At 69.7% G+C, this 21,173-nt stretch carries 13 protein-coding genes; 4 read left to right on the plus strand and 9 right to left on the minus strand.

Translation table 11 applies throughout. From position 1 onward, the window contains the following. Positions 1 to 12 precede the first annotated feature (12 nt). The 3 genes from drmC to drmA are packed head-to-tail and all read right to left on the minus strand — an operon-like array spanning position 13 to position 6,298. Positions 13 to 849 carry a DISARM system phospholipase D-like protein DrmC gene (drmC, locus tag ABZ659_RS19495; protein ID WP_360221195.1) on the minus strand — a complete coding sequence of 279 codons (837 nt, stop codon included), beginning with the start codon at positions 847 to 849 and terminating at the stop codon, positions 13 to 15. Beyond that, positions 831 to 2,687, minus strand: coding sequence for a DUF1998 domain-containing protein (locus ABZ659_RS19500; protein ID WP_360221198.1), 1,857 nt, complete (start codon positions 2,685 to 2,687; stop codon positions 831 to 833). The genes drmC and ABZ659_RS19500 overlap by 19 nt, the downstream gene beginning before the upstream one ends. Further along, a complete protein-coding gene (gene drmA / locus ABZ659_RS19505) occupies positions 2,684 to 6,298 on the minus strand; it encodes a DISARM system helicase DrmA (RefSeq protein ID WP_360221201.1) in 3,615 nt (1,204 codons plus the stop codon). The genes ABZ659_RS19500 and drmA overlap by 4 nt, the downstream gene beginning before the upstream one ends. Before the next feature lie 164 nt (positions 6,299 to 6,462). On the opposite strand from drmA, the gene ABZ659_RS19510 reads away from it, so the two are divergent. Both ABZ659_RS19510 and ABZ659_RS19515 read left to right on the plus strand, forming a co-directional pair. Continuing rightward, on the plus strand, positions 6,463 to 7,116 hold the full coding sequence (locus ABZ659_RS19510; RefSeq protein ID WP_360221204.1) for a DUF4365 domain-containing protein: 654 nt from the start codon (positions 6,463 to 6,465) through the stop codon (positions 7,114 to 7,116). After that, complete coding sequence (locus ABZ659_RS19515; protein WP_360221207.1) at positions 7,113 to 8,279, plus strand: hypothetical protein; 1,167 nt, start codon at positions 7,113 to 7,115, stop codon at positions 8,277 to 8,279. Before ABZ659_RS19510 ends, ABZ659_RS19515 begins: the two co-directional genes overlap by 4 nt. 4 nt (positions 8,280 to 8,283) lie before the next feature. Here the strand turns inward: ABZ659_RS19515 and ABZ659_RS19520 are convergent, their stop codons facing one another. Both ABZ659_RS19520 and ABZ659_RS19525 read right to left on the minus strand, forming a co-directional pair. Next, entirely contained in the window at positions 8,284 to 8,895 is a 612-nt protein-coding gene (locus ABZ659_RS19520) for a Uma2 family endonuclease (RefSeq protein ID WP_360221210.1), read from the minus strand. A gap of 52 nt (positions 8,896 to 8,947) precedes the next feature. Then, positions 8,948 to 9,820 (minus strand): helix-turn-helix domain-containing protein, encoded by an 873-nt coding sequence (locus ABZ659_RS19525; protein WP_360221213.1) that lies wholly within the window; start codon positions 9,818 to 9,820, stop codon positions 8,948 to 8,950. Between the two features lie 480 nt (positions 9,821 to 10,300). Between ABZ659_RS19525 and ABZ659_RS19530 the strand changes: the two genes are divergently transcribed. Both ABZ659_RS19530 and ABZ659_RS19535 read left to right on the plus strand, forming a co-directional pair. Next, positions 10,301 to 11,176: a helix-turn-helix transcriptional regulator gene (locus tag ABZ659_RS19530; protein ID WP_360221216.1), complete on the plus strand. Its 876-nt coding sequence runs from the start codon at positions 10,301 to 10,303 to the stop codon at positions 11,174 to 11,176. Next, the gene (locus tag ABZ659_RS19535; protein ID WP_360221219.1) at positions 11,173 to 11,385 is read left to right on the plus strand and encodes a DUF397 domain-containing protein; all 213 of its coding nucleotides are present in this window, start codon (positions 11,173 to 11,175) and stop codon (positions 11,383 to 11,385) included. Before ABZ659_RS19530 ends, ABZ659_RS19535 begins: the two co-directional genes overlap by 4 nt. Before the next feature lie 60 nt (positions 11,386 to 11,445). Here the strand turns inward: ABZ659_RS19535 and ABZ659_RS19540 are convergent, their stop codons facing one another. The 4 genes from ABZ659_RS19540 to metG form a co-directional block, all read right to left on the minus strand. After that, on the minus strand, positions 11,446 to 15,621 hold the full coding sequence (locus ABZ659_RS19540; protein WP_360221222.1) for a DNA methyltransferase: 4,176 nt from the start codon (positions 15,619 to 15,621) through the stop codon (positions 11,446 to 11,448). Then, positions 15,621 to 18,869, minus strand: a complete 3,249-nt coding sequence (gene drmD, locus ABZ659_RS19545; RefSeq protein ID WP_360221438.1) for a DISARM system SNF2-like helicase DrmD — start codon at positions 18,867 to 18,869, stop codon at positions 15,621 to 15,623. The genes ABZ659_RS19540 and drmD overlap by 1 nt, the downstream gene beginning before the upstream one ends. 98 nt (positions 18,870 to 18,967) lie before the next feature. Next, entirely contained in the window at positions 18,968 to 19,333 is a 366-nt protein-coding gene (locus tag ABZ659_RS19550) for a PH domain-containing protein (protein ID WP_360221225.1), read from the minus strand. Between the two features lie 104 nt (positions 19,334 to 19,437). Next, a complete protein-coding gene (gene metG, locus ABZ659_RS19555; protein ID WP_360221228.1) occupies positions 19,438 to 21,156 on the minus strand; it encodes a methionine--tRNA ligase in 1,719 nt (572 codons plus the stop codon). Between the last annotated feature and the right edge of the window lie 17 nt (positions 21,157 to 21,173).

Consider the following 21,173-nt stretch of genomic DNA (forward strand, 5'->3'; position numbering starts at 1 on the left):
TCGCCCGACCACTCACGCACGGCGCATGACGTCGTTCTCCGGGGCCAACAGCCAGCGGAAATGCTCGATCAGGGGTTCTACGAGGCGTGGATCACGGAGCAGCACACCCAGTTCGATGTTCTCGGACAAGGCCCTGTCGGTCAGGTTGGCGCTGCCCAGGAACGCGGTGTGCCGATCGGCCGCGATCAGCTTGGCGTGCAGGACACCTGCGGCTCCGTCGCGATGCCAGATCCGCACCTCCTCGGGAAGCGCGGTGAAGGCCGCCGACGCCTGAGTGGATTCCTCAAGCAGGAGATCCACCTCGACTCCACGCTCGACCGCCCTTCGTATCTCCGCCACGACGTCCTGAGCGCCGTGGGCGGCGAAGCTGGCGATCAACAGCGATGTCGTTGCCGAGCGGATCACCTCCACGGCGACTCCGCTGGTCAGCCGTGCCGGGACCGAGGTACTCAGGGGTCCGCTGATCACGACCTGAGCGGGCCTGGGCCGAGGGGTGGCGCGGGTGGTGGCCAGGGCCAGCGCGAGGCCCGCTCCGGTCACACCGGGAGCCTCGACGCGCCAGACACGGGTGATCTCCGTCAGCTGATGTGCGAGCCCGGCGGCGGACTGCGCTGCGATGAACCGGCTCAATCGGACGTCGTCGGGTCCTGTCGCCGACTCAAGGATCTGCTCCAGGGCGACCACGCGATCTTCAGGCAGACGATCGCAGAGGGCGGCCAGCAGACCGGGCAGCCGGTGCTGGGGAGCCGCCCTTCGGGCTCCGGGCACGCCCGCCGAGTCACGTGGCGGTCCGTCCGGCCTCTCCCGACCCGGTATCTCACCTGGCTGACTCACGGCCTGAACGCGCACTTGTCGTCTGCCAGTGTCTCCACCAGCAGTGCCCGGTCCAGGTAATGGTTGCCACGTTCGCAGGAGGTCTCCGCCGCGAACAGACAGGCGTGGCAGGCCGCCCCGTGCAACCGGGCGTGGACGCGTGGATCGTGCTCGGCGCACATCGGGTCGGAGCTGCACAGCCGGGCCTCCTCCAGGGCCTGTGCGACGGCCGGTCCGAGCCGGTTGCCGCGACCCAGCGAGACCAGACCGCCCAGGGTTCCCTCGCTGTCGGGAGCCGCCGTGTACAGCAGGATTCCGGACATCGGTTCCGGGCCGGAGCGGGCGTAGATCCGTTCCGCTATGCCCGAGGCTCCGTAGCCGCACTCCAGGGCGAACTGGCGGATGAGCACATGGGCCAGGGTGTGCAGGAGGACGTATCGGATGCCGGGCCAGCGGGGCTCCACGCCGCGGGCGATGCACCAGTCCCAGTGCGCGTCCTTCAGGATCCGCTCGCGGGCGAGTACCGCCTCACGCTGTTCCCACTCGGCGAGCTGTTGCTCCTTGAGGGCGAGGAACACCCCCTCGCCGCGTAGTTCCGCGCAGGGGACCCACGTGGGGTCGCTCCGGCTGAGGGGCGCCCCTGACCGGGACTGCACCTCCTCGTCCGGCAGCCATTCGGGAGCCTCGATCCGGGTGAAACCGGTGAGCGCCGAGACCTCGCGCAGCCGGTGGACCAGGACGACACTGTCGAGCCAGTCGGTCGTCCCGTCGGGTACGTGCCGCTCTCGGACGGTGGTGAAGTCCGGCAGCGCATGGTCGCGGGGATGGGTGAAGGCCCGCCACTCGGGCGTGATGAGGTCGAACTCCTCGTCCTCGTCGCTCTGCTGGCCCGACACCGCCTGAGCCTCCCTGGTGACGGCGGCCCACACGGCATCGGCCCCGTACTGCTCCAGCTCGGTCCAGCACGCCTGCGTGGGCAGCAGCATCTTCGCCGCGTCCGCCGGTACGGCGGCCAGCGGTGACAGCAGGCTCCAGTGCTCCCTGACCGCCTGAGTGAGCGGCTCCTCGGAGCGCGGGATGCTGAACACCTTCAGCTGGGAGGCGAACCAGCTGTTGGTGGCGCCCAGCACCATGGTGCGCGCGTGTTCCGGGCAGCCGTCCGGGGTGAAGGTGCCCAGATGCGGGTGATGGCCACGGCACGCCGGAAGGTTCCGCTCCCCGGCCTGACCGATGGCGTCCGCCATGGACCGGCTCGCCCCGCACGTGCAGCGTACGAAGATATTGGCGGCCTCGCCCGTGGTGCCCGACTCGGTCAGGCTCAGCGTCGGGTTCTCGCACGGCGCCCCACCGCCGTGGACGAAGTAGACCCACGGGAAGTCGTCCATGTGGCCGTCCTTGCAGGCGACCAGGAACCGGGCGGGCAGGGCGGTCGGCTGGCCCTTGCCCGGACCGCCGCAGTTGGTGTGGACGTACTTGGTTTTTTCCGGTCGGTACAGGTTAGGCCGGAGCTGGAAGAGGCCGCTCGACGCGGGCGCCAGCTGGTTGCACCGCTCGCGTGAGCAGCGCAGCCAGCGCGGGAACAGCCCGACCGGCACTCCTGTCCTGGTCCAGTCGCCGTACGGGTCCGCGGGATTCTCCGGCAGGTGGGGCGGGGTGCGCAGGGCGGTGACCGTGCCGCCGAGGCGGCGGCGTACGGCGGCCAGGAGGCGGTCCTCGGTCAGGACGCGCGCACGGACCGGGTCCCACTCGTCGAGGCCCAGGACCATGGTGGACAGGTTCGGCAGATCGGTGACGGCGCCGATGCCGTACGTGTGCAGGAGCTGGCTGGGGCGCAGCTCACCCACGCGGAGCGCTGCGCCGGTGGGGCTGCTCATGTCCTCTCCCAGGGATCCTCGTCGGTGACCAGGCCGCCGTCGTCCTCCTGCTGCCGCGGGAGGTAGGGCGGTTCGTCATCGGGTTCGTGTCCCGCGGTGCCGCTGAAGATGAGTCTGATCGGCGGCTCGACCTCGCGCAGCGACGTCGGGCAGGTCATGAGCCGCCAGGGGCCGCTGTCCGGCTCCAGCAGCAGCGGGGCGACATCGCCCTGACTCCGGGCCGCGCGGTAGCCGAGGACGGCTCCGGGCGCCCTGCGTTTCTGCTCCCAGTAGTCGAGGCGGGCGTCGAGCCGGGTACGCACCTCGTCGACGACGTGCCGGTCCGCCAGGACGTCCCGGGCACGCAGTTCCAGCGAACGCAGGGCGTGGCTGACGACCTCGCCGCGGCGGTCCACCCACTGGGCACCGCGGTTGGGGTTGTAGTCGGCCTTGAGATTGCGGATGAGGGACGCGAGAACGCCGGTCAGGCCGCGGTCGACGGCGCGGTCCGCGAACGGTGTGACGGACAGGGCCTCGACATGCTGGTAGATGCTGGCGTGGAAGGACTCGAAGGTCTCGTAGTGCGAGAGGTCGCGCGGTCGCGCCCAGTTGAGGACGGTGAAGACCAGACCGGGAGCGCGGCGGCCGACTCGGCTGGTGGCCTGGATGTACTCGGCGGTCGACTTGGGCTGGTTGTTGACGACCATGACGCCGAGCCGGGAGACGTCGACACCGACGGCGATCATGTTGGTGGCGAGCAGGACGTCGATGGGGCGGGGCGAGCCTTTGGGCCGACGGCCGAAGGTGAGGTCGAGCTTGGCCAGGATGTCGGGGATGGCGTCGGAGGCCATCCGGCTGGTCAGCTCGGCCGGTTCACCGATGCGCCGTGCGGCGAGCCCTCGGCGGTCCGCCCGGATGAGCCTCGCCGAGACGTCGTCCTCCACGAGCCGCCGCATTCCGCCCAGGTCGCGCAGGCTGTTGAAGTAGCCGACGAGCGTCATGTACGGGTCGGTCAGCTCGCTCGCCCCGTAGGTCTCGTAGAGATGCTGGGCGGCCGCGAGCTGGGCGACGAAGACCCGGATCGCCACGGACTTGGTGCGCACCCCCTGCGCGCAGATGCCCACGTACCGACGGCCCGGCGTCTCCTTGGGATCGCGTCGCCGTGCGAAGAACGTGTCGTCCGCGTCCAGCCCCGACGGCGGGAAGACCGCTGTCCTTCGCGCGAACAGGTCGTGGATCTGCCGGTCGGCGCGGCGGACCGTGGCTGTGGAGGCGATGACCTTCGGCCGCACCGCCCGGTCGGGCTCGGGATGCCAGGTGGAGAGCCGGTCCACCGCGGTCTCGTACAGACCCGTCAGGGACCCCAGCGGTCCGGAGATGAGGTGCAGCTCGTCCTGGACGATCAGGTCCGGCGGGCGCACCCGCACCGTGTCCACGGTGGAGGCGGCCTCATGCCCGTTGCTCGCCGGATGGCTGGAGGACTCCCATTCCGCGTCCACGGCCGACGGCGTGACGTACCCGTGCCGCGTGCAACGCCGGGAGACCTGCCCGAACAGCGCCTGGGTCTCGCCCTTCCAGGGCAGCTGGGCGAACTTGTCGACGGTGGCGATGACGAGGCTGGGCGGATGGCGGTAGATCTCCTCGTCCACGACGAGGATCGGCAGTCCCAGCTCGTCGGCGGGCAGGCCGAAGGCCGAGGCACCGAAGGGGCATTCATAGGCGTCCGGGCAGGTGATGAGCGTCCGGCGCAGGGTGGTCTCGACGGCGATGTCGCGGCCTGCCTCCATCTTGGCCCCGCACCACGGACAGCTGGTGAGCTGATGGGGCGAGCCCGTGCGGCCGAAGCCGCTGTATCCCTTGTCCCTCTTGCGCTCCTTGACCCAGTCGGCGGCCTGGTCGGTGGTGTTGGGAGTGACCTTGCCGCCCACCCACAGTCCGATGCGGAACGGGTTGCGGCCCCAGCGGGTGGGCTCCTCCCGGCGGATCACCTCGCAGGCGCAGAGCAGGGCGGCGGCACGCTGGAACTGCTGGATGGTCAGCAGCCGGAGGGTGTACCGCATGATCACGGCGACCCCGTGCTCGGCGTCGAGGCCGCCGAGGTGGGGCTTGCGCCGCCGGATGGCGAGGGTGAACGCGGTCAGGCCGAGGTACGCCTCGGTCTTGCCGCCACCGGTCGGGAACCACAGCAGGTCGGCCAGCGCACTGGCGTCGTCGGCGCGCTCAGGATGGGCGGGATCGGCGAGCGACGGCAGATTGAGCAGCAGGAAGGCCAGCTGGAAGGGCCGCCAACTGCGGTTCTCCGGCTGGTCGACCGCTTGGACCGCTTCTTCCAGAGACAGGGTGGGAGTACGGCGTCGGTCGCCCGCGGCGATGGTCTGCACCCGCTGGTGCCACATGGCCCGGTTGGCGAACCGGAAGGCGTCGAGGGCTTCGGGGTCGTTCCTCAGCAGATCGATGCCCGCCTGGATGCGATCGGCGGCCCTTTCGGCGAGACGCATGTTCTCCAGGGCTTCCGCGCGGTAGGCGTCGAGCCCGGCGGCCGGATCGTCGACCGACCTCCTCTGCCGCTCGATCCAGGAGCGGTAACCGTCCACGAGGGGGAGCAGCGCGGCCCGCAGGGACGTGGCGTCAAGCCTGCTCAGCTCGCTCATGTCCAGTACGAGGTCCCTGAGTTCCGGCAGGTCCTCGTCACGCCGGTCACGGCGCGGGTCCGGCACGTCGGTGTGAGGGATCTCGTACGAGGGTGTGGCCGTGGTGGTGAGGCGTACGGCGCGCCTGGGCTCGGCCGGATCGGCATCGGCGTGCACCCCGGTGCCATGCCCCACGGCGAACTCCGGATGGAAGCGGTACGTCATGGCGAGCGAGCGCCGCTCGTCCTGGTCGCCGCCGGGCCGCTCGACGGAGCGGCGCGGCAGGAAGGGCGCCGTGCCCGGAGTTCCCGACACGGCCATCGAGGCCTGGAACATCCAGTGGGTGGCACCGGGCTTGTTCTCCTGCCCGTTGACGAGGAAGAGGGACACCAGCCACGACCCCTCGTGCAGCCTGGCCCGGCCGCGCACGACGATGTTCGGGAAGTCCCGGGCGTGCACGGGCTGTGCGGCCAGCTTCCCCTCGACCAGTTTCACCGTGACCGTGCCCGAGCAGGGCACCCGGTGCCACACCCGCTTGGGGTTCCCCTCGATCTCCGATTCCCCGCGCTCGTACCGGCCCCAGGCGCAGTCGACCGTCAGCTCCTGGACCTGCCGCTCCACCCGCAGCGTCATCCCCAGTGTTGACGGATGAAGGCTCGGCATGGCCGGCGCGGAAGGCTCCGGGTCTCCGGCTTCGGGCTCCTGCTCCGGTGCCATGACCGGCTCGTCGAGCGTCTCGGGCTCGACCACCTTGCCGACGGTCCGCAGGGGCGCGCCGTCCTCGTCCCGCACACCACCGGGGGCCAGCCGTCCGAGGATGTAGTGGTCAAGGGGGTTGCCCGCCAGTTCCTCGGGTTCGTCCCCGGTGGGGCCCACGAGATCACGTACGACCAGCTCGGCGAGTTTGTCGCGCAGGTAGCGCGGAGTGGGCGTGGACAGCACCGCTTCCCCGGAGGCGGGGTCCGGCTCGGCACCTGGACTGGCGAGAGGCTGCTGGGTCACGGGGCCAGCGTAGGTCGGCGCACTGACAACGGGGACGGACTTGCGAACGGAACCGGCGGGATTCCGATCAAGGGCCTTGGCCGTCGGTGTGACCTTCGTTACGGTGCGTTGCCTGAGGGGTACGAAACGCGCACGGGGGAGGTTTCGAGGGTGAGCGGGGGCATATGACAGACAGCGGAGCCGGGGGCATCCCCCACCAGTCGTCGGACAGCCTTCTGAAGCGCCTGTTCGCCCCGAACGGCACCCCGCCGAACGGTCCTCAACCGCCGGTTTGGGCGACGGGCTCGATGGGGTTCGGCGACAACACCCACCGGGGCGCGTACGGCGAGGAGTTCATCCGGATGCTGGCCACGGCGGCCAACCTCGACGTGACGCGCAAGGAGCGCGACCGGGTCGGTGTCGACTGGCAGTTGGGGTACACGGGCCGCAGAGGGACCCGCAGGTTTCCGGCCATTGAGGCACAGGTCAAGTGCACGTCGTCGCCGGACGTCCACGGCGACCACATCCGCTACAAGCTCAAGGTGGCCAACTACAACCAACTGGCTGGCACCGACTACGAGATGCCCCGTTTCCTCTTCCTCGTCCTGGCCCCGGCCGACCCCTTCGCCTGGTCGAACGCCACCGAGAACCACCTGCGCCTGAGCCACGCCGCGTACTGGCTGTGCCTGCACGACCAGGAGCCGATCCCCGCACCGGAGAACAAGTCGAAGACGGACAGCACCCGCACGGTCTACGTCCCACGTGCCAATCTGCTGACTTCGGACTCCTTGCACGACCTGTTCGCCGAGGACTACCGGGAGCTGGTGGGAGCGTCATGACCGCGATCACGGACGCCGAGTTCGAACAGGCCGCGTCCCTCGCCCCCGGAGTCGTCCGGCGTTACCTGAGCGGCAAGGGATGGAACGCGGAGCGCGACCTGTCCGGCGCCGAGCTGTGGGAGTGGCGGCCGCAGGACGAGCCGGGCCCTCCGTACGAGCTGCTGGTGCCGGTGCAGCGCCGCCGGGACTACGCGGGGCGGGTCGCCGACATCCTGGAGACCCTGGCCGTGGTCGAGGCGCGGCCCGCGGGTGACATCCTGCGGGAGATGCGGCTGCCCCCGGTGGACTGGCAGTTCCTCCGCCTGGTACCGCCCGGCCCCTCCGGTACGGCTCCTCTCCTGGACCTGGTCTCGGCACTGACCGGCCTGAAGGACCTGCACACGGCGGCGGCCTCCTCCGCGCTGGGCGGGCAGCCGGTGCAGCCCGCGCAGAAACCGCAGCAGGTGAAGGACCATGTGGCGGCGGTACGGCTGGACCAGACCCGCGTCGGCAGTTACGTCATCGCGGCGCACACCCCGCTGCCGGACGGGCCGTACGGCGGACACGACCGAAGGGGACAGGGGTCCCTCTTCGAGGAGACGCAGCCGTCGGAGCCCTTCGCGCGCAAGGTCTCCCGGATGCTCTACGCGGGCGTCGCGTGCGCGCGTGCGGCGGCGGACAGCACGCTGGCCGGGGACTCGGTGCCCCACGTCGAGCACATGGCGGACGCCGGTCTGTCGGCGAACCTCTGTGAGGCACTGGTGAAGATGGCGGGTGAGGAGCGCCGCGACTTCTCGCTGTCCTTCGCGTGGTCGTCCGAGAGGCCGATGGAGCAGCCGTCGCCTCCGGTCGCGATCAGCCGTGCGCATACGGGCGCGCTGGAGGCGGTGGCGAAGGACTTACGGGAGCGGCTGGGCCGGGAGGCGGGGGCGATGCTCCGTGGTGTGGTGGCCAAGTTGCACTGGGATGCCAGCCCTCGTGAGGCGACGGTCTACGGTTCCTTCCTCCACGAGGACTCCCCCCGGTACCGGCGCGTCCGGGTGGAGCTGCGGCCAGAGGACGTCGCCAGGGCCACCGAGGCAGGTCACAACGGTTGGGAGGTGACGGTGAGGGGCGATGTGGAGCCGCGTGGAACGGGTGTGCGGATGCGGGGGGTGACGGAGTTCGTGGTGCGGCCGGAGTAGTGGATCACGTGGGGGAGTCAGCCGCTGCTTCGTACCGGGGCAGGCCGTCGGTCGAGATGGTCCAGTCGGCGATGGTGACGTCCTCGCCGTAGACGAATTCCTTGCGGGTGGCGTAACGGGGGCCGTCGGGCGTGGAGTGGATGTCGCCGAGCACGGCTCCGGTGCCGGTGCGGGGGTCGAACACGGCGTAGACGGGGATGCCGATCAAGGGGTAGTCGCGCATTTTGGTCACCCAGTCGTTGTCCGGGTTGGAGCGCGAGACGATCTCGATCGCGGCGATGAGCGTACGGGGGTCGAAGGACCCTTCTCCCTCCATGTCCGCTTCGGCGATCACCATGACGTCAGGGCGACGCATGATGCCTTCCGGCTCCATCTCGACATCAGGCTCGCCCGTGTGGGCCACGATCTCTTCGGGCATGACCTTCTCCAGACGTTTCCGGAGACGGAGCGCGGTGAGTTCGTGCGGCCGCACCGGCGACATCATGTCGAGGACGATCCCTTCCTTGGTGATCTCGAACTTGCCGGGGAGGGTGCCGTCCGTGGACTCCACGAAGTCACGCATGGCCCGGTACAGGTGGGAGGCACGCGACTGCGCGTCGTCCGGGGCGATGGTCATGGCGCTCGCTCCTCGTCGTCTGTGCCCAGGGGCAAGGATCGTCACGTCCATGCTAGGCGGCCTCCGGGAGGTCGGATCGGCAGTCGCGGCAGCGGCCGGGAGTAGGGGCACGGAAGGCGCGGTCGCAGCCGTCGCAGGTCTGGAGGGGGTGTCTGGGCGCCGGGGACGACGGGGCCGCGGGACGGAACGGGGGCGGGGGTGGGAGCTGGGCTGCCAGGCGGTGCGCCAGGAAGGCGGCCGGGCGGATCAGGGGTTCGTCCGGCAGGTTCTCGGTCAGGGCGTGGCGTACGGCGGTGGGGGTGACGTCGCGCTCCAGCCAGGCGGCGACGCCCGGGGCGAGGTGTTCGGCGTCGGTGGCGGAGAGGAGCAGGCGGGGGTCGTGGCGGCGGAGTCCGGAGAGGACGTCGACGGCTGCCTGGAGAAGTACGGGGGAGGTGTACGAGGGCTGCGGTACGTCGGGGAGGCGCCGTTTGCGGGGCGGGGGCTTGTCCTGCGCGGCCGGGCGTCGGGCGGGCCTGCTGGTGGTGTCGGGCGCGGTGCTGCGGTGGCCGGGCCTGTTGCTGGAGACCGTGCGGGTGACGATCCGGCCGGTCGGGGCCCGTAAGCGGGTGCGGCGCAGGTAGCCGTGGGTTTCGAGTTCGCGCAGGGCCGCGGCGATGCGGGTGGGGCCCTCCGGGAAGCGGGCGGCGAGGGTCTTGATGTCGATCGCCGTGTTCGGTCGCACCGACTGGATGTAGCAACCCAGCCCGATCGCCAGCAGCGACAGCTCCTTGTGCTGGGTGAGGTCGTTGCCGATCACCGTGAAGTTCTCGGTGAGGCGGACGTTGTCGTGGATCACGCCGGACTGCGGGCGCGCGTGGGGGTGGTTTTTGCCCGGGTTACGGGACTGGGCACGCGAGGGCGCGCTAGGGTTTTCGGAGTCCATCGGGAAGCCTCTATCTTCCTCGGTGGTCAGGCCCTCGCACTGGGATTGCCGTCCCGGCGGGGGCCGTCGCATGTCTGGGGGTTGTGTCCTGCTGCGGTGAGCGTAAGGCAGGCAACCGGTCCCGAATCCAGCCGAGTTGGGCATATTCACTCGCCCGAGTGAGTTTGCCCGGCGGGAGGGAGGGGTGGGGCTTGGTGGGGTGCTTTCTCCTCAGTGGGTGGTTCATGGGGAGCGCAGGTCAGACCGGAGCGTGGACCTTCAGGCTTCGGTGGCTCGTGCGTTGGGAGGCTGCTCTGTGGCCCGGCGAATTTCGGGATCACGTCACTCACCGTGTCCGGGACTGCTTACCGTGAGGAGTGACGTCGCGGCTGCGTACGGTGACTGTCCGGTCGTTGTCCAGTGCTGTCCGGGCTTGTCGGGGCGTTACGTACGGGTAAGGCGTGGCTGGCACGAGGCGGTACGACGGAGGGCGACACGGACATGTCGGTGGACACGGAGGCGGGGCGGCTCAGGACCGAGGCGGACGAGCCGGGGTGGGAGGTTGATCCCGACGACGAGTGGGGCGTCGCCGTTATCGCCACCGTCGGGCGGCAGTTGAAGCTGCGGCGCGAGGCGGTGGGGATGCGGGCCGCCGAGTTCGGGAAGCGGCTCGGGTACGGCGAGGACATGGTGTACAAGATCGAGGGTGGCAAGCGGATTCCTCGGCCTGAGTATCTGGAGGACGCCGACGGGGTGTTGGGGGCGGGTGGGCTGATCTCCGCGATGAAGGAGGACGTGGAGAAGGTTCGGTATCCGAAGAAGGTGCGGGATCTGGCCGACATGGAGGCGAAGGCCGTCGAGATCGGGATCTACGTCTGCAACAGCATCAACGGGTTGTTGCAGACGCCGGAGCACGCTCGGGCCGCATTCGAGTCGAGGCAGCCGCCGTACTCGAAGGTCGAGGTGGAGCGGCTGGTGGCCGCCCGTGTGGCCAGGCAGTCGATCTTCGAGCGGGACCCCGCCCCCGCACTCGGATTCGTGCTGGAAGAGATCCTGTTGCGACGCCCGTTGGGAGGCACAATGGTGTGGCGACGGCAGCTCGAACGCCTGTCGGAGGTGGGCCGGTTGCGTAACGTCACACTGCAGGTGATGCCGACCCACGTTGAGGTCCATCCCGGTCTTGACGGGAGGCTTGAGCTGCTGAAGTTCGCGGACGGTACGGCGACAGGGCGCTCCGACGGGGCGTTCAACGGTCGTCCCGTCTCGGACCCGAGGCAGGTGCACGTCCTTGAGCTGCGGTATGGCACGATCCGGGCTCAGGCTCTCCCGCCTCGGGAGTCGCTGGCCTTCATTGAGCAATTGCTGGGAGAGACATGATCCGCAAGCCCTCTGCCGGAGACGCCTCCGAACTGGCGTGGTTCAAGAGCAGCTACAGCGACGGCAACGAGGGCGACTCCTGCGTTGAGGTCGCGGTGGCGCCGTGCACCATCCACGTCCGCGACTCCAAGTATTGCGACGCCAGCCCTCGCCTGGCGGTGGCGCGGGAGGCGTGGTCGGACTTCGTGACGTACGCGTCGGGCAACTGACCCCTCAATTGCACGCGCCCCGCGCATGGTTTCACCGGACGCGGGGCGTTGTCGTAGGGCTCAGAACAGGGCGTCCGGCTCAGGGAAGAGGGCGCCGTCGTCGAAGTTCTCCGGCGCGCTCTTGGGGGTGCGGGCGGCGGCACGAGCCTTCGCCTTGGCCTTGCGAGCGGCAGCGCGCCGCCGTTTGGCCTCCGGCGTGTGCAGGCCCTTTTCCATCTCTTCCTGGTAGCGGGCGTGGTTCAGCTCAAGGAGACGGTCCAGGATCTCGGTCTGGACGTCCGGGGCGATGGTGAAGCGCACGCCCTGGGGAGTGGTGTGGAAGCCGTGCTTGAGGTCGAGATCGGTCCAGCCATAGGCCTCGGTGACGGCTTGGTCCACCTTGACGTGCGCTTGGCGGATTGCCTCGATGTCGGGGGCGGTCTCAGCCTTCGCGTGGACGAGGTTGTAGAGATCGGTCAGGCCGATGTCGCGTGCTGTCGATACGCTGCGCCGGTGTTGGTCCAGACGCTGCCCAGCCTCCCGGAGCGCGACTGTCGAGTCAGAGAAGGGATAGGTCTCAAAGCAGTCTGAAGGGGCGTATTGCAGGTCAGCCTTCATGGTGGCCGACCACTTCCAAGCCCAGGCCACATGCATGGCGGAGTTGAGTGCAGCCAGGCGTGCGATGTCGGCGGTGGGGAACACAACGACCTTTTCATGGAAGACCTGGCCGGTGGGTACCAGAGTCGCCGCCGCAGTGCTGCTGACTCGTGCAATCACGACCACCTGCTCCAAGTCGGCGATTGCCTCGTACAACTCAACGGTCGGACGCGTGAACCGCCACCAGATTTCGCGTCGCTGCTTGTTGTTGTTCCTTGCCCGCTCTGGCTTGACGTCCCGCTCCACGATCGCGAACACCTCCGCGTACTCAGCAGCCTTCTCCTGGGGCCAGTCGTGGAAGTTGATCACCCATTTGCTTGCAGTGGCGCCGGGGCGCTGGTTCAGGTCCTCCCCGTTGAGATACGGGAATACCACCTCTGCATTCTTGGGGTTCTTAGCGATCAACGCCCGCGCCTGCTTTGGCAGCAGCACGAATCCCTTGCCGAGCACGTTCGATCCCTGGAACGACTGCGCCTCGTTGGCCACCAACCGGTACGGCGTCCCCGATGCCCTTGACGCGGAATCGAGCCCTGGCGTGATACCTCCCACCTTGTTGCCGTCCAGCACTGGTCTCTCATCCTTGCCGGACTTCCCCGCCAACCAGAGCAAAGACACAATCACCGCAGCCGTCCCCGTCCACGGCTGCGTCTTCACCGCCCGATAAACCGTCCAGCCATCCGCCATCGCCTGGTCGAGCCCCACCTCACGCGTATCCCCCTGAGCGATCGTGTTCGTGGCGATGATCCCGGTACGGCGCCCCGGCGCCAGCGAAACGTTCCGCAGCAGGAAGTACGAGCACAAGTCCGCGCTACCCCGCTTGCCCCTGCCAATCTGATTGACTAGGTACTCGCGATAGTCCTGCCCCAAAGCCCCAGTCAGCTTCTGTCCACCCACAAACGGCGGATTCCCCACCACCACGTCAAACCCACTGGAGCCCCCCACCCCCATAACCTCCGGAAACTCCAACGGCCAATGCAGAGGCCGAACCGCCTCAGCCCGAGGCCCCTTCAGCCACCCGTCCACAATCCCCCGAGCCCGAGCCGCCGCCTCCTCGGCCCCGTCACCTTCCCCAAGAGCCGTAGCCACCAGCCCCGCCACAGCCTCCAACCGGTACCGATAAGCCCGGCTCTTCGCGTCTTCCTTCGCATCACGGAACCGCGCGGCCCCCCGCGCCCCGCCCACGTTCTCCTCGCCGGAGATCTCGGACGCCTCCTCGTCGGAGATGCCCGCGGCGGCCAGCGCGGCCCCCACCACCGCGTCCGCCGCCAGCCGCAGCTTGCCGCTCAGGGCCTCCGCCTTCGCCAGGAGAGCCGCCTTCTCCCGGACGACCCGGATGTCCGTGACCGCCGTCGACTCGATCTGCCGCCGTAGATCGGCCGCCCGCGACAACAGTGACTCCGTACCCTCCAGCGCCCGCGCGACTTCCTCGCTCAGCTGGCGGTCCTGCCAGTCCAGATGGAACTGCCGGACCTGCCGTACGTCGATGACCCCGATCAGGGAGTCCCCGCACCGCAACGCGTGGTCCAGGAACGAGAACGGCCGACCCTTGGCCAGCGTCACCAACCACAGGGACAGCTTGGCCAGTTCCACCGCCATGGGGTCGCGGTCGACGCCGTACAGGCACTGGTCCGCCACCAACCGCCGGGCGATCTGGTGCAGTTGCTCACGGTCGTCGCGGTCCACGTCCCGCGCGATCTCCGGCGGAAGTTCGTCCTCCCGGAGCCACGCCTCCACCACCCGGTCCGACAGGTACCGGCAGGCCGACACGAGGAACGCCCCGGAACCCATGGCCGGGTCCAGCACCCGCAGCTTCAGCAGTTCCTCGGCCTTCTTCGGCCGCCATACCCCCGGCTCCGCGCCCTCCGCCGGTCCCGGTGAGAAGCACAGCGGAGCCAGCGTGTGCTCCACGACCTCTTCCGCCAGCTTCTTCGGCGTGTAGTGCGTGCCCGTGTCCCGTCGGTTTCCCGAGCGGACGACGATGACCGAGCCCGCGGGCCACACCTTCGGCTCGCCGCGCAGGTCGGTGCCGTACAGCCCGGCGAAGACAGCCGCCCGCTCAGCCAGGGCCATGTCACTGCCGCACGCCGTCTCCAGCTCGACCGTCACCGCACCGGAGGACTTCGCCAGCGCCGCCGTCACCGTGGCCGGCTTCGTGCCCGCCGCCTCCGCGACCCGTTCCGCGAGGGACCCCGCCGCCGCCCACTCCTCCAGGCGGGCCAGCGGCAGTACCGCCTCGTACTTCTTGTCCCGCCCGAAGGAGACCCCGACGTACGGCTCCCGAGCCCAGTGGCAGCCGTACTCCAGCAGACCCTCGTAGACATGGCCGATCTGCTCGACGTCCAGGCCCTTGTACGACAGGCGCTCCTTGCCCTTGAAGCCCTTGCGGGCGCGCAGGGTCAGCAGGGCGTCGAGGATCTCGTAGACGACACGGTCCGTCACCTTGGCCGGGACCAGCCAGGGGAAGCGGGACGGGTCGAAGAGCGAGCCGCCGTACGGGGGGATCCACAGCTGGTCGTGTGTGCTGCCGCCGTGGATCGCCGCGAACACCGCCAGCAGGCGTGGCCAGGTCGCCTCCACCCGGTCGCCCAGCTCGTCGCCGTGCAGGCTCTGGGCCTTGGCCAGCTCGTCGTGCAGGGGGCCTACGGCGTAGGAGGCGCTGTACAGCTCCTCGCCGGAGGGGAGCAGGCGCTGCTCCTCCGCGTAGAGGAGGAACACCAGGCGCATCATCACCGTGAGCGCGCCCTCGTAGACCTGCTTGGCGGGGACGTCACGGAGCAGCTCGCCGCCCGACTCCCGGTCCAGCCGGGACAGCTCCGCGACCAGCAGCGACACCGCCTCCCGGACCTGGCGGCCGAGGGTGTCGGTGACGTCGGCCTGGGCGTCGGCGGTGCGGGCGAAGAGGCCCGCCGTCGAGTCGGTCGGCTTGCCGTCCGCGTCCAGGGGCGGGCGGATCACCCGGCTTGCGGTGAGCAGGCTGGCGAAGGCCCGGGCGAGGATCGGCTCCTCGGTCCACAGGTCCGCGTCGAAGACGGCGACCGTCGTCGCCTCCTTCGGGCGGGCGTGGACCAGGGCCCACTCGCGGCCGTTCGTGAGGAGGGCCAAGGGGACCTCTCGCGCCCGGCACAGCTCTGCCGCCCGGTCGGCGAGGCCCGGCTGCTCGCCGCGTGGGCGGTTGAGCGGGCCCTCCCAGTCGTCCGTACGGAAGAACAGGGCGCGCGGGGCCAGGCCGCCGGAGCGGCCGGGGCCGAGCAGGACCGCGTCGGGTGTGTTCGCGCCCGCGTGCAGCAGCTCGGGGATCGCCGCGCCCTCGCGCAGGCCGGGTGCCCGCCAGCCGAGCAGTTCGGTCAGGACGAACTTCTCCCACGCGGGCCGCAGCAGCGCCGGGTCCTCCTGGACCTCCGCCCACGCCTGCCGCAGCCTCTCCCACGTCTCCACCGGGATCGTGTCCAGGCCCTGCTGGAACGCCCCGACCAGCACCGGCAGCGACACGAACGGGCCGTCGGGGCGCAGCAGCCGCAGCCAGTCCTCGTGCTGCTCGGCAGGGGTGGGGACCGAGCCCTTCGGCGGAACCTTCCTCGGCGTGCGGGCGGCGGGCGGCATCAGCGGTGCTCCTGGTGGACGGGTGAGAGGGAACGGGGGACGAGGAAGGTCACGGCGACCGGGAACCAGCGGTCGGACGGGTCGGACCAGCGGCGGCGCAACGCGGCCGTCTCGGTCTCCGTCACCTCCGGCAGCCGCCGGAGCCGCTCCAGCAGGGCCTCCCGGTCCGCGCGGAGCTGGCGGCGCTCGTCGTCGACGTCGAAGAGCGACTCCTGCTGCCAGTATCCGGTGTTGTCGAGCCGGTCCCGGATCGCGCGGCCAAGGTCCTCCAGGATCGCACGCATACCCTCGACCTCCTCCTCGCAGCGTTCGGCGAGGACGGTCTGGAGGGAGCGGAACCGCCGGTTCGCGCGGGTGTTCAGGGCACGCGCGAGACGTTCCTCCAGCTGGGGCCAGAGGTCGGTCAGCTCCGTCCGTACGGCCTCGGCGGGCAGTTCGGCCGTCGCCTCGGCCAGCCAGCCGTCGACGTCCTCCATCTTGGCCGGGACGAACTTGCCGCCCTCGATCAGACCGCCCGCCGTGATCACCTCCTCGTGCAGCCGCGTCCCGCCGCTGCCGGTGATGACCACCCGGCCGTGCGCGACCGCGGCGGGCTGCCGGAGCGCGCCGTCGGGGACGACCCGGGCCGTCACCCGGGACAGATGCGCGCCCGCGCCGCTCGACCACAGCTCGGCACGCAGTAGTCGTAGACACATCTGCACCAGCCGGTGGCCCAGGTGCATGTGGACCACGTCCGTGCGGTCGCGGGCCTCGGTCTCGTCGAAGACGACCGGGCGCTCCTTGCCGGTGAGCGGGTGGCGCAGGCCGTCGTTGCGGGCGCGCGCCCAGGCGCCGGGCAGCTCCGGCAGGCGGAAGCAGCGGGCCGCCCTGCCCGCCTTGGGGTCGGGGACCTCGGTGAGGTCCTTGCGGTGGGCCAGCAGCAGGCCCGTACGGACGACCCGCTCGACGGTCTCCGGGTGCAGGTGGAGCTGGTGGCGGCTGTCCGTCAGGGCACCCACCAGGCGTTCCAGGTCGCGGGCGAGGTCGCGCTCCACCTTCAGGACGGCCTTGCCGGACCGCTTGGTGATCTCGGCGTCGGCGGTCGTCCAGTTCGAACGGCGTCCCAGCATCTTCTGCTCGACCTGCGCGGCGATCACCTCGCCCGCGCTGCCCAGGTCCTCGCGGATGCGCTCGGTCTTGCGGGCGGCCACGGCGAGGAAGTGCAGCTCGTCCTCCAGGGCGCCGTCCTCGTAGCCCGAGTCCGTGTGGTGGTCGTGGGCGGGGTCGAAGCCCTGCCAGCCCCGCGGCACGAAGTGGAACACGTCCACCTGGTCGGCCTTCTGCCCGTGCCGGTCGACGCGGCCGTTGCGCTGTTCGAGGCGGTTGGGGTTCCAGGGGATCTCCCAGTGCAGCACCCGGTGGCAGTGCGCCTGGAGGTTGATGCCCTCGCTGGCCGCGTCGGTGCCGAGCAGGATACGGACGGGGGAGAGCGCGGGGTCCTCCTGGAAGACCTGCTTGACCTGCTCGCGCTCCTCCGGGTCCTGGCCGCCGTAGAGCTGGGTGATGCGCTCGGCCGGGTATCCGGCGGCGATCAGCTGGCCGTACAGCCAGCGCTGGGTGTCGCGGTACTCGGTGAAGACGATGACCCGCTCCGACTCCCACTCGCCGAGCGGGCCGTCCGGGCAGACGATCCCGTCCAGCCACTCCCGGAAGCGGGCGAACTTGGCGTCCGACCGCTTCCCCGCCTCGACCGCCCAGGCGTCAAGTTCCTTGAGGAGCGTGTGCTCGCGGTCGGAGAGCGGACGCATGGCCTGGCGGGCGGCGGTGAAGGCACGCGTCGCCGCCTCGGCCTGCTGCTGCTCGTCGTCCTCCTCGGCCTCCTCGATGCCGTCGATCAGGGGCCGCAGCACCCGGACGCTCGGGGCCGGCTCCTCCTCGGGCCCGGTGTGCCGGGTCGTCATCGTCTTCAGGTGGGTGCTGATCGTTTCCGCGAACGCCTTCGGTGACGACAGGAAGCGCTTCTTCAGCAGGGTCGTCACGAAGTCGGAGGCGGTCCGCCCCGCCTTTCCGCCGCCCTGCCCCTCCCGGCGAGAGCGCGCGTACTCCGTCAGCCTGGCGTACGCCTCGCGCATCGCGTCGCTGTACTCGACCTCCAGCGCGTGCGGCACCCGCCGGGGGAAGCGCGGCTTGCCGTTCCACAGCGGAGGCAGGTCCGACTTCATACGGCGCACCATCACCCGGCGCAGCTGCTCGTCGGACGGCTTGATGCCCCGGGCGAACCGGTGGTCGTCGAGCAGTTCCAGGAGCGCGGTGAAGGACTCCAGGTAACCGTTGTGCGGGGTCGCGGAGAGGAAGAGGCGGTGCTCGCAGTGCGGCGCGAGCAGCTTCACCGCGCGCGTGCGCTGCGAGTCGACCGCGTACTTCCCGGTGCCCGACGGCGCACACGTGTGAACCTCGTCCACCACCAGCAGGTCGAAGGCCCGCGGGTACTCCGGCACCGGCGGCAGCAGCTCACGCAGCATCCGCAGCGGGCGCTCGCGCTTCAGCCAGTCGATCGAGACGATCAGACGCGGGTGGTGGGTCCAGGGGTTGGCGTACAGCCCTGCCGAGCGGCGCAGGTCGCGCAGCATCCGGGTGTTGACGATGCGGAAGTCCAGGCCGAACTTGTCCCGCATCTCGTCCCGCCACTGGAGCGTCAGACCGGCGGGGCAGACGATCAGCATGGAGCGGGCGCGGTGGCGGAGCATCAGCTCCTGCATCACCAGACCGGCCTCCACCGTCTTGCCCAGGCCGACGTCGTCCGCGATCAGCAGGTTCGTCCGGGGCATGGACAGTGCGCGGACCACGGGATCCAGCTGGTAGTCCTGGATCTCGATGCCGGAGCGGAACGGTGCCTGGAGGGCTGTCTTGTCGGCGGAGGCGATGGCGCCCCAGCGGACGGCGTCCAGAAAGGCGTCCAGACGTCCGGGGTCGTCGAAGCCGTCACGGGGCGAGGGCAGCTCGTACTGGTCGTGGACGTCGGTCGACTGCTCCAACTCCCACACCACGCGCAGTTCCTCGTCCCGGCCGTCGCTCTCAAGAGAAGACAGCGTGACGAGGTGGCTGGGTGCCGCTTCCGCGGTGCGCGCGGGATCGTCACTGGTGGCGGTCGAGCGCAGGACGTCGGTCACCGCCCACGGGCGATTGCGCACGGTGACCCGCTGACCCGGGGCAGGTACGGGTGAGGCTGTCGTGTTCGGAATCTCCACCTGCTCGACCATCGACCACATGCCCCCAGAGCTCACCGATACCGCCTTACCAGCGGTTGGAGAAGTCTAGGTGTGGAATGCGGCGTGACACTCCTGGATGCCCGATCTGCCCCGGGTGACTACCGCGCCACGTACTGCGTCAGGATCGCCTGGACCTCGTAGATGTCCACGCCCTTGGTGAAGGTCTTGGTGATCGGCAGCTGGGTGCCGGAGACCCAGATCTTCAGCTCGGCGTCGAGGTCGAAGGTGCCCGCCGTCTCCACCGCGAAGTGGGTGATGCTGCGGTACGGGATGGAGTGGTACTCCGTCTTCTTACCCGTGATGCCCTGCTTGTCGACCAGGATCAGTCGGCGGTCGGTGAACAGGATGGTGTCGCGGATCAGCAGGTAGGCGGCGTGCACCGTCTCGCCCTGGCCGAGCAGCTTGGCGTAGTCCTGCGCGGCCTGTGCCGGGTCGATCGGGTGTGCGTTGCCGAAAAGTGCCATGAGAGGACCCCCCACTCGTACGTCGTGCGAATGTCATGCGGCTTTGATCGGCCGCATGATCATGGCCAGATATACACGGTGAGTGAGGGGTTCGAGAAGGGCCGTTACGCCGCTGTTTCCCCGCCGAAGCGCTCTTTGTACGTTTCCAGGTCTTCGTCGGTGAGCTTGGCGAACAGCACCGGCGGCACCGTGAACGGCGTACCGGCCGGGACGGTCGTCAGCGACCTGGCCTCGTCCGCCGAGACCCAGGTCGCGGTGTCGTCGGCGAGGGCGAATGCCTGGCGCATGGCCGCCGAGGTGGTCGGGATGAACGGTTCCGAGACGATCGCGTAGAGGTGGATCAGGTTCATCGCCGTGCGCAGGGTGAGGGCCGCGCCCTCCTTGTTCGTCTTGATCTCCAGCCAGGGGGCCTTCTCCTCCAGGTAGGAGTTGCCCGCCGACCAGAGCGCGCGCAGCGCCGAGGCCGCCTTGCGGAACTGGAGGGCGTCCATCTGCTGCTCGTACTCGGTCAGCAGGCGGGCGATCTCCTCGCCCAGCTTCTCCTCGGCCTCGCCGGGCTCCGCGCCCGCCGGGACCTCCTCGCCGAAGCGCTTCCTGGAGAAGGACAGGACGCGGTTGACGAAGTTGCCGAGGGTGTCGGCGAGGTCCTTGTTCACCGTGGCCGTGAAGTGCTCCCAGGTGAAGGACGAGTCGTCCGACTCCGGGGCGTTGGCCATCATGAAGTAGCGCCAGTAGTCGGCGGGCAGGACTTCGAGGGCGTCGTGGGTGAAGACGCCGCGCCGCTGCGAGGTGGAGAACTTGCCGCCGTAGTAGTTCAGCCAGTTGAACGCCTTGATGACGTCGACCTTCTTCCACGGGGCGCGGGTGCCGAGCTGGGTCGCCGGGAACATCACGCTGTGGAAGGGGACGTTGTCCTTGCCCATGAACTGCGTGTAGCGGACGTCCGTGTCCGACTTCCACCACCACGAACGCCAGTCGCGGTGCTCCGGGTCCTGGTCCGCCCACTCCTTCGTCGCGCCGATGTACTCGATGGGCGCGTCGAACCAGACGTAGAAGACCTTGCCCTCGGCGGCGAGGTCCGGCCAGGTGTCCGCCGGGACCGGGACGCCCCAGTCGAGGTCACGGGTGATCGCGCGGTCGTGGAGCCCCTCGGTGAGCCACTTGCGGGCGATGGAGGAGGCGAGGACCGGCCAGTCGTCGGCACGCTCGTCGACCCAGGCCTCCACCTCGCCCGCGAGCGCGGACTGGAGCAGGAACAGGTGCTTCGTCTCGCGGACCTCCAGGTCGCTGCTGCCGCTGATCGCGGAGCGCGGCTCGATGAGGTCGGTGGGGTCGAGGACGCGGGTGCAGTTCTCGCACTGGTCGCCGCGGGCCTTGTCGTAGCCGCAGTGCGGACAGGTGCCGATGATGTAGCGGTCGGGGAGGAAACGGCCGTCGGTGATCGAGTACACCTGGCGGATCGCCCGCTCCTCGATGAAGCCGTTCGCCTTCAGCTCCCGCGCGATCTCCTGGGTGATCTCGTGGTTCTGGGGGGAGCTGGAGCGGCCGAAGTAGTCGAAGGCGAGCGCGAAGCCGTCGTAGATCGCCTTCTGCGCGTCGTGCGCCTGCGCGCAGAACTCCGCTACGGGGATCCCCTGCTCCTTCGCGGCGAGCTCGGCCGGGGTGCCGTGCTCGTCGGTGGCGCAGATGTAGAGGACGTCGTGGCCGCGCTGGCGGAGGTACCGGGAGTACACGTCCGCCGGGAGCATGGACCCCACCATGTTGCCCAGGTGCTTGATCCCGTTGATGTACGGAAGGGCGCTGGTGATGAGGTGTCGAGCCATCTCGGCTGCTCCCAGGT

This window comes from Streptomyces sp. NPDC006997 (genome assembly GCF_040635175.1).
Classification (GTDB): Bacteria; Actinomycetota; Actinomycetes; order Streptomycetales; family Streptomycetaceae; genus Streptomyces.

Coding starts and splice junctions, on each gene's coding strand:
- ABZ659_RS19520 (WP_360221210.1), bottom strand. CDS start 8,895: ATGACCATCGCCCCGGACGACGCGCAGTCGCGTGCCTCCCACCTGTAC.
- ABZ659_RS19510 (WP_360221204.1), top strand. CDS start 6,463: ATGACAGACAGCGGAGCCGGGGGCATCCCCCACCAGTCGTCGGACAGC.
- ABZ659_RS19530 (WP_360221216.1), top strand. CDS start 10,301: ATGTCGGTGGACACGGAGGCGGGGCGGCTCAGGACCGAGGCGGACGAG.
- ABZ659_RS19550 (WP_360221225.1), bottom strand. CDS start 19,333: ATGGCACTTTTCGGCAACGCACACCCGATCGACCCGGCACAGGCCGCG.
- drmD (WP_360221438.1), bottom strand. CDS start 18,869: ATGTGGTCGATGGTCGAGCAGGTGGAGATTCCGAACACGACAGCCTCA.
- ABZ659_RS19540 (WP_360221222.1), bottom strand. CDS start 15,621: ATGCCGCCCGCCGCCCGCACGCCGAGGAAGGTTCCGCCGAAGGGCTCG.
- ABZ659_RS19515 (WP_360221207.1), top strand. CDS start 7,113: ATGACCGCGATCACGGACGCCGAGTTCGAACAGGCCGCGTCCCTCGCC.
- metG (WP_360221228.1), bottom strand. CDS start 21,156: ATGGCTCGACACCTCATCACCAGCGCCCTTCCGTACATCAACGGGATC.
- ABZ659_RS19525 (WP_360221213.1), bottom strand. CDS start 9,820: ATGGACTCCGAAAACCCTAGCGCGCCCTCGCGTGCCCAGTCCCGTAAC.
- ABZ659_RS19535 (WP_360221219.1), top strand. CDS start 11,173: ATGATCCGCAAGCCCTCTGCCGGAGACGCCTCCGAACTGGCGTGGTTC.
- ABZ659_RS19500 (WP_360221198.1), bottom strand. CDS start 2,687: ATGAGCAGCCCCACCGGCGCAGCGCTCCGCGTGGGTGAGCTGCGCCCC.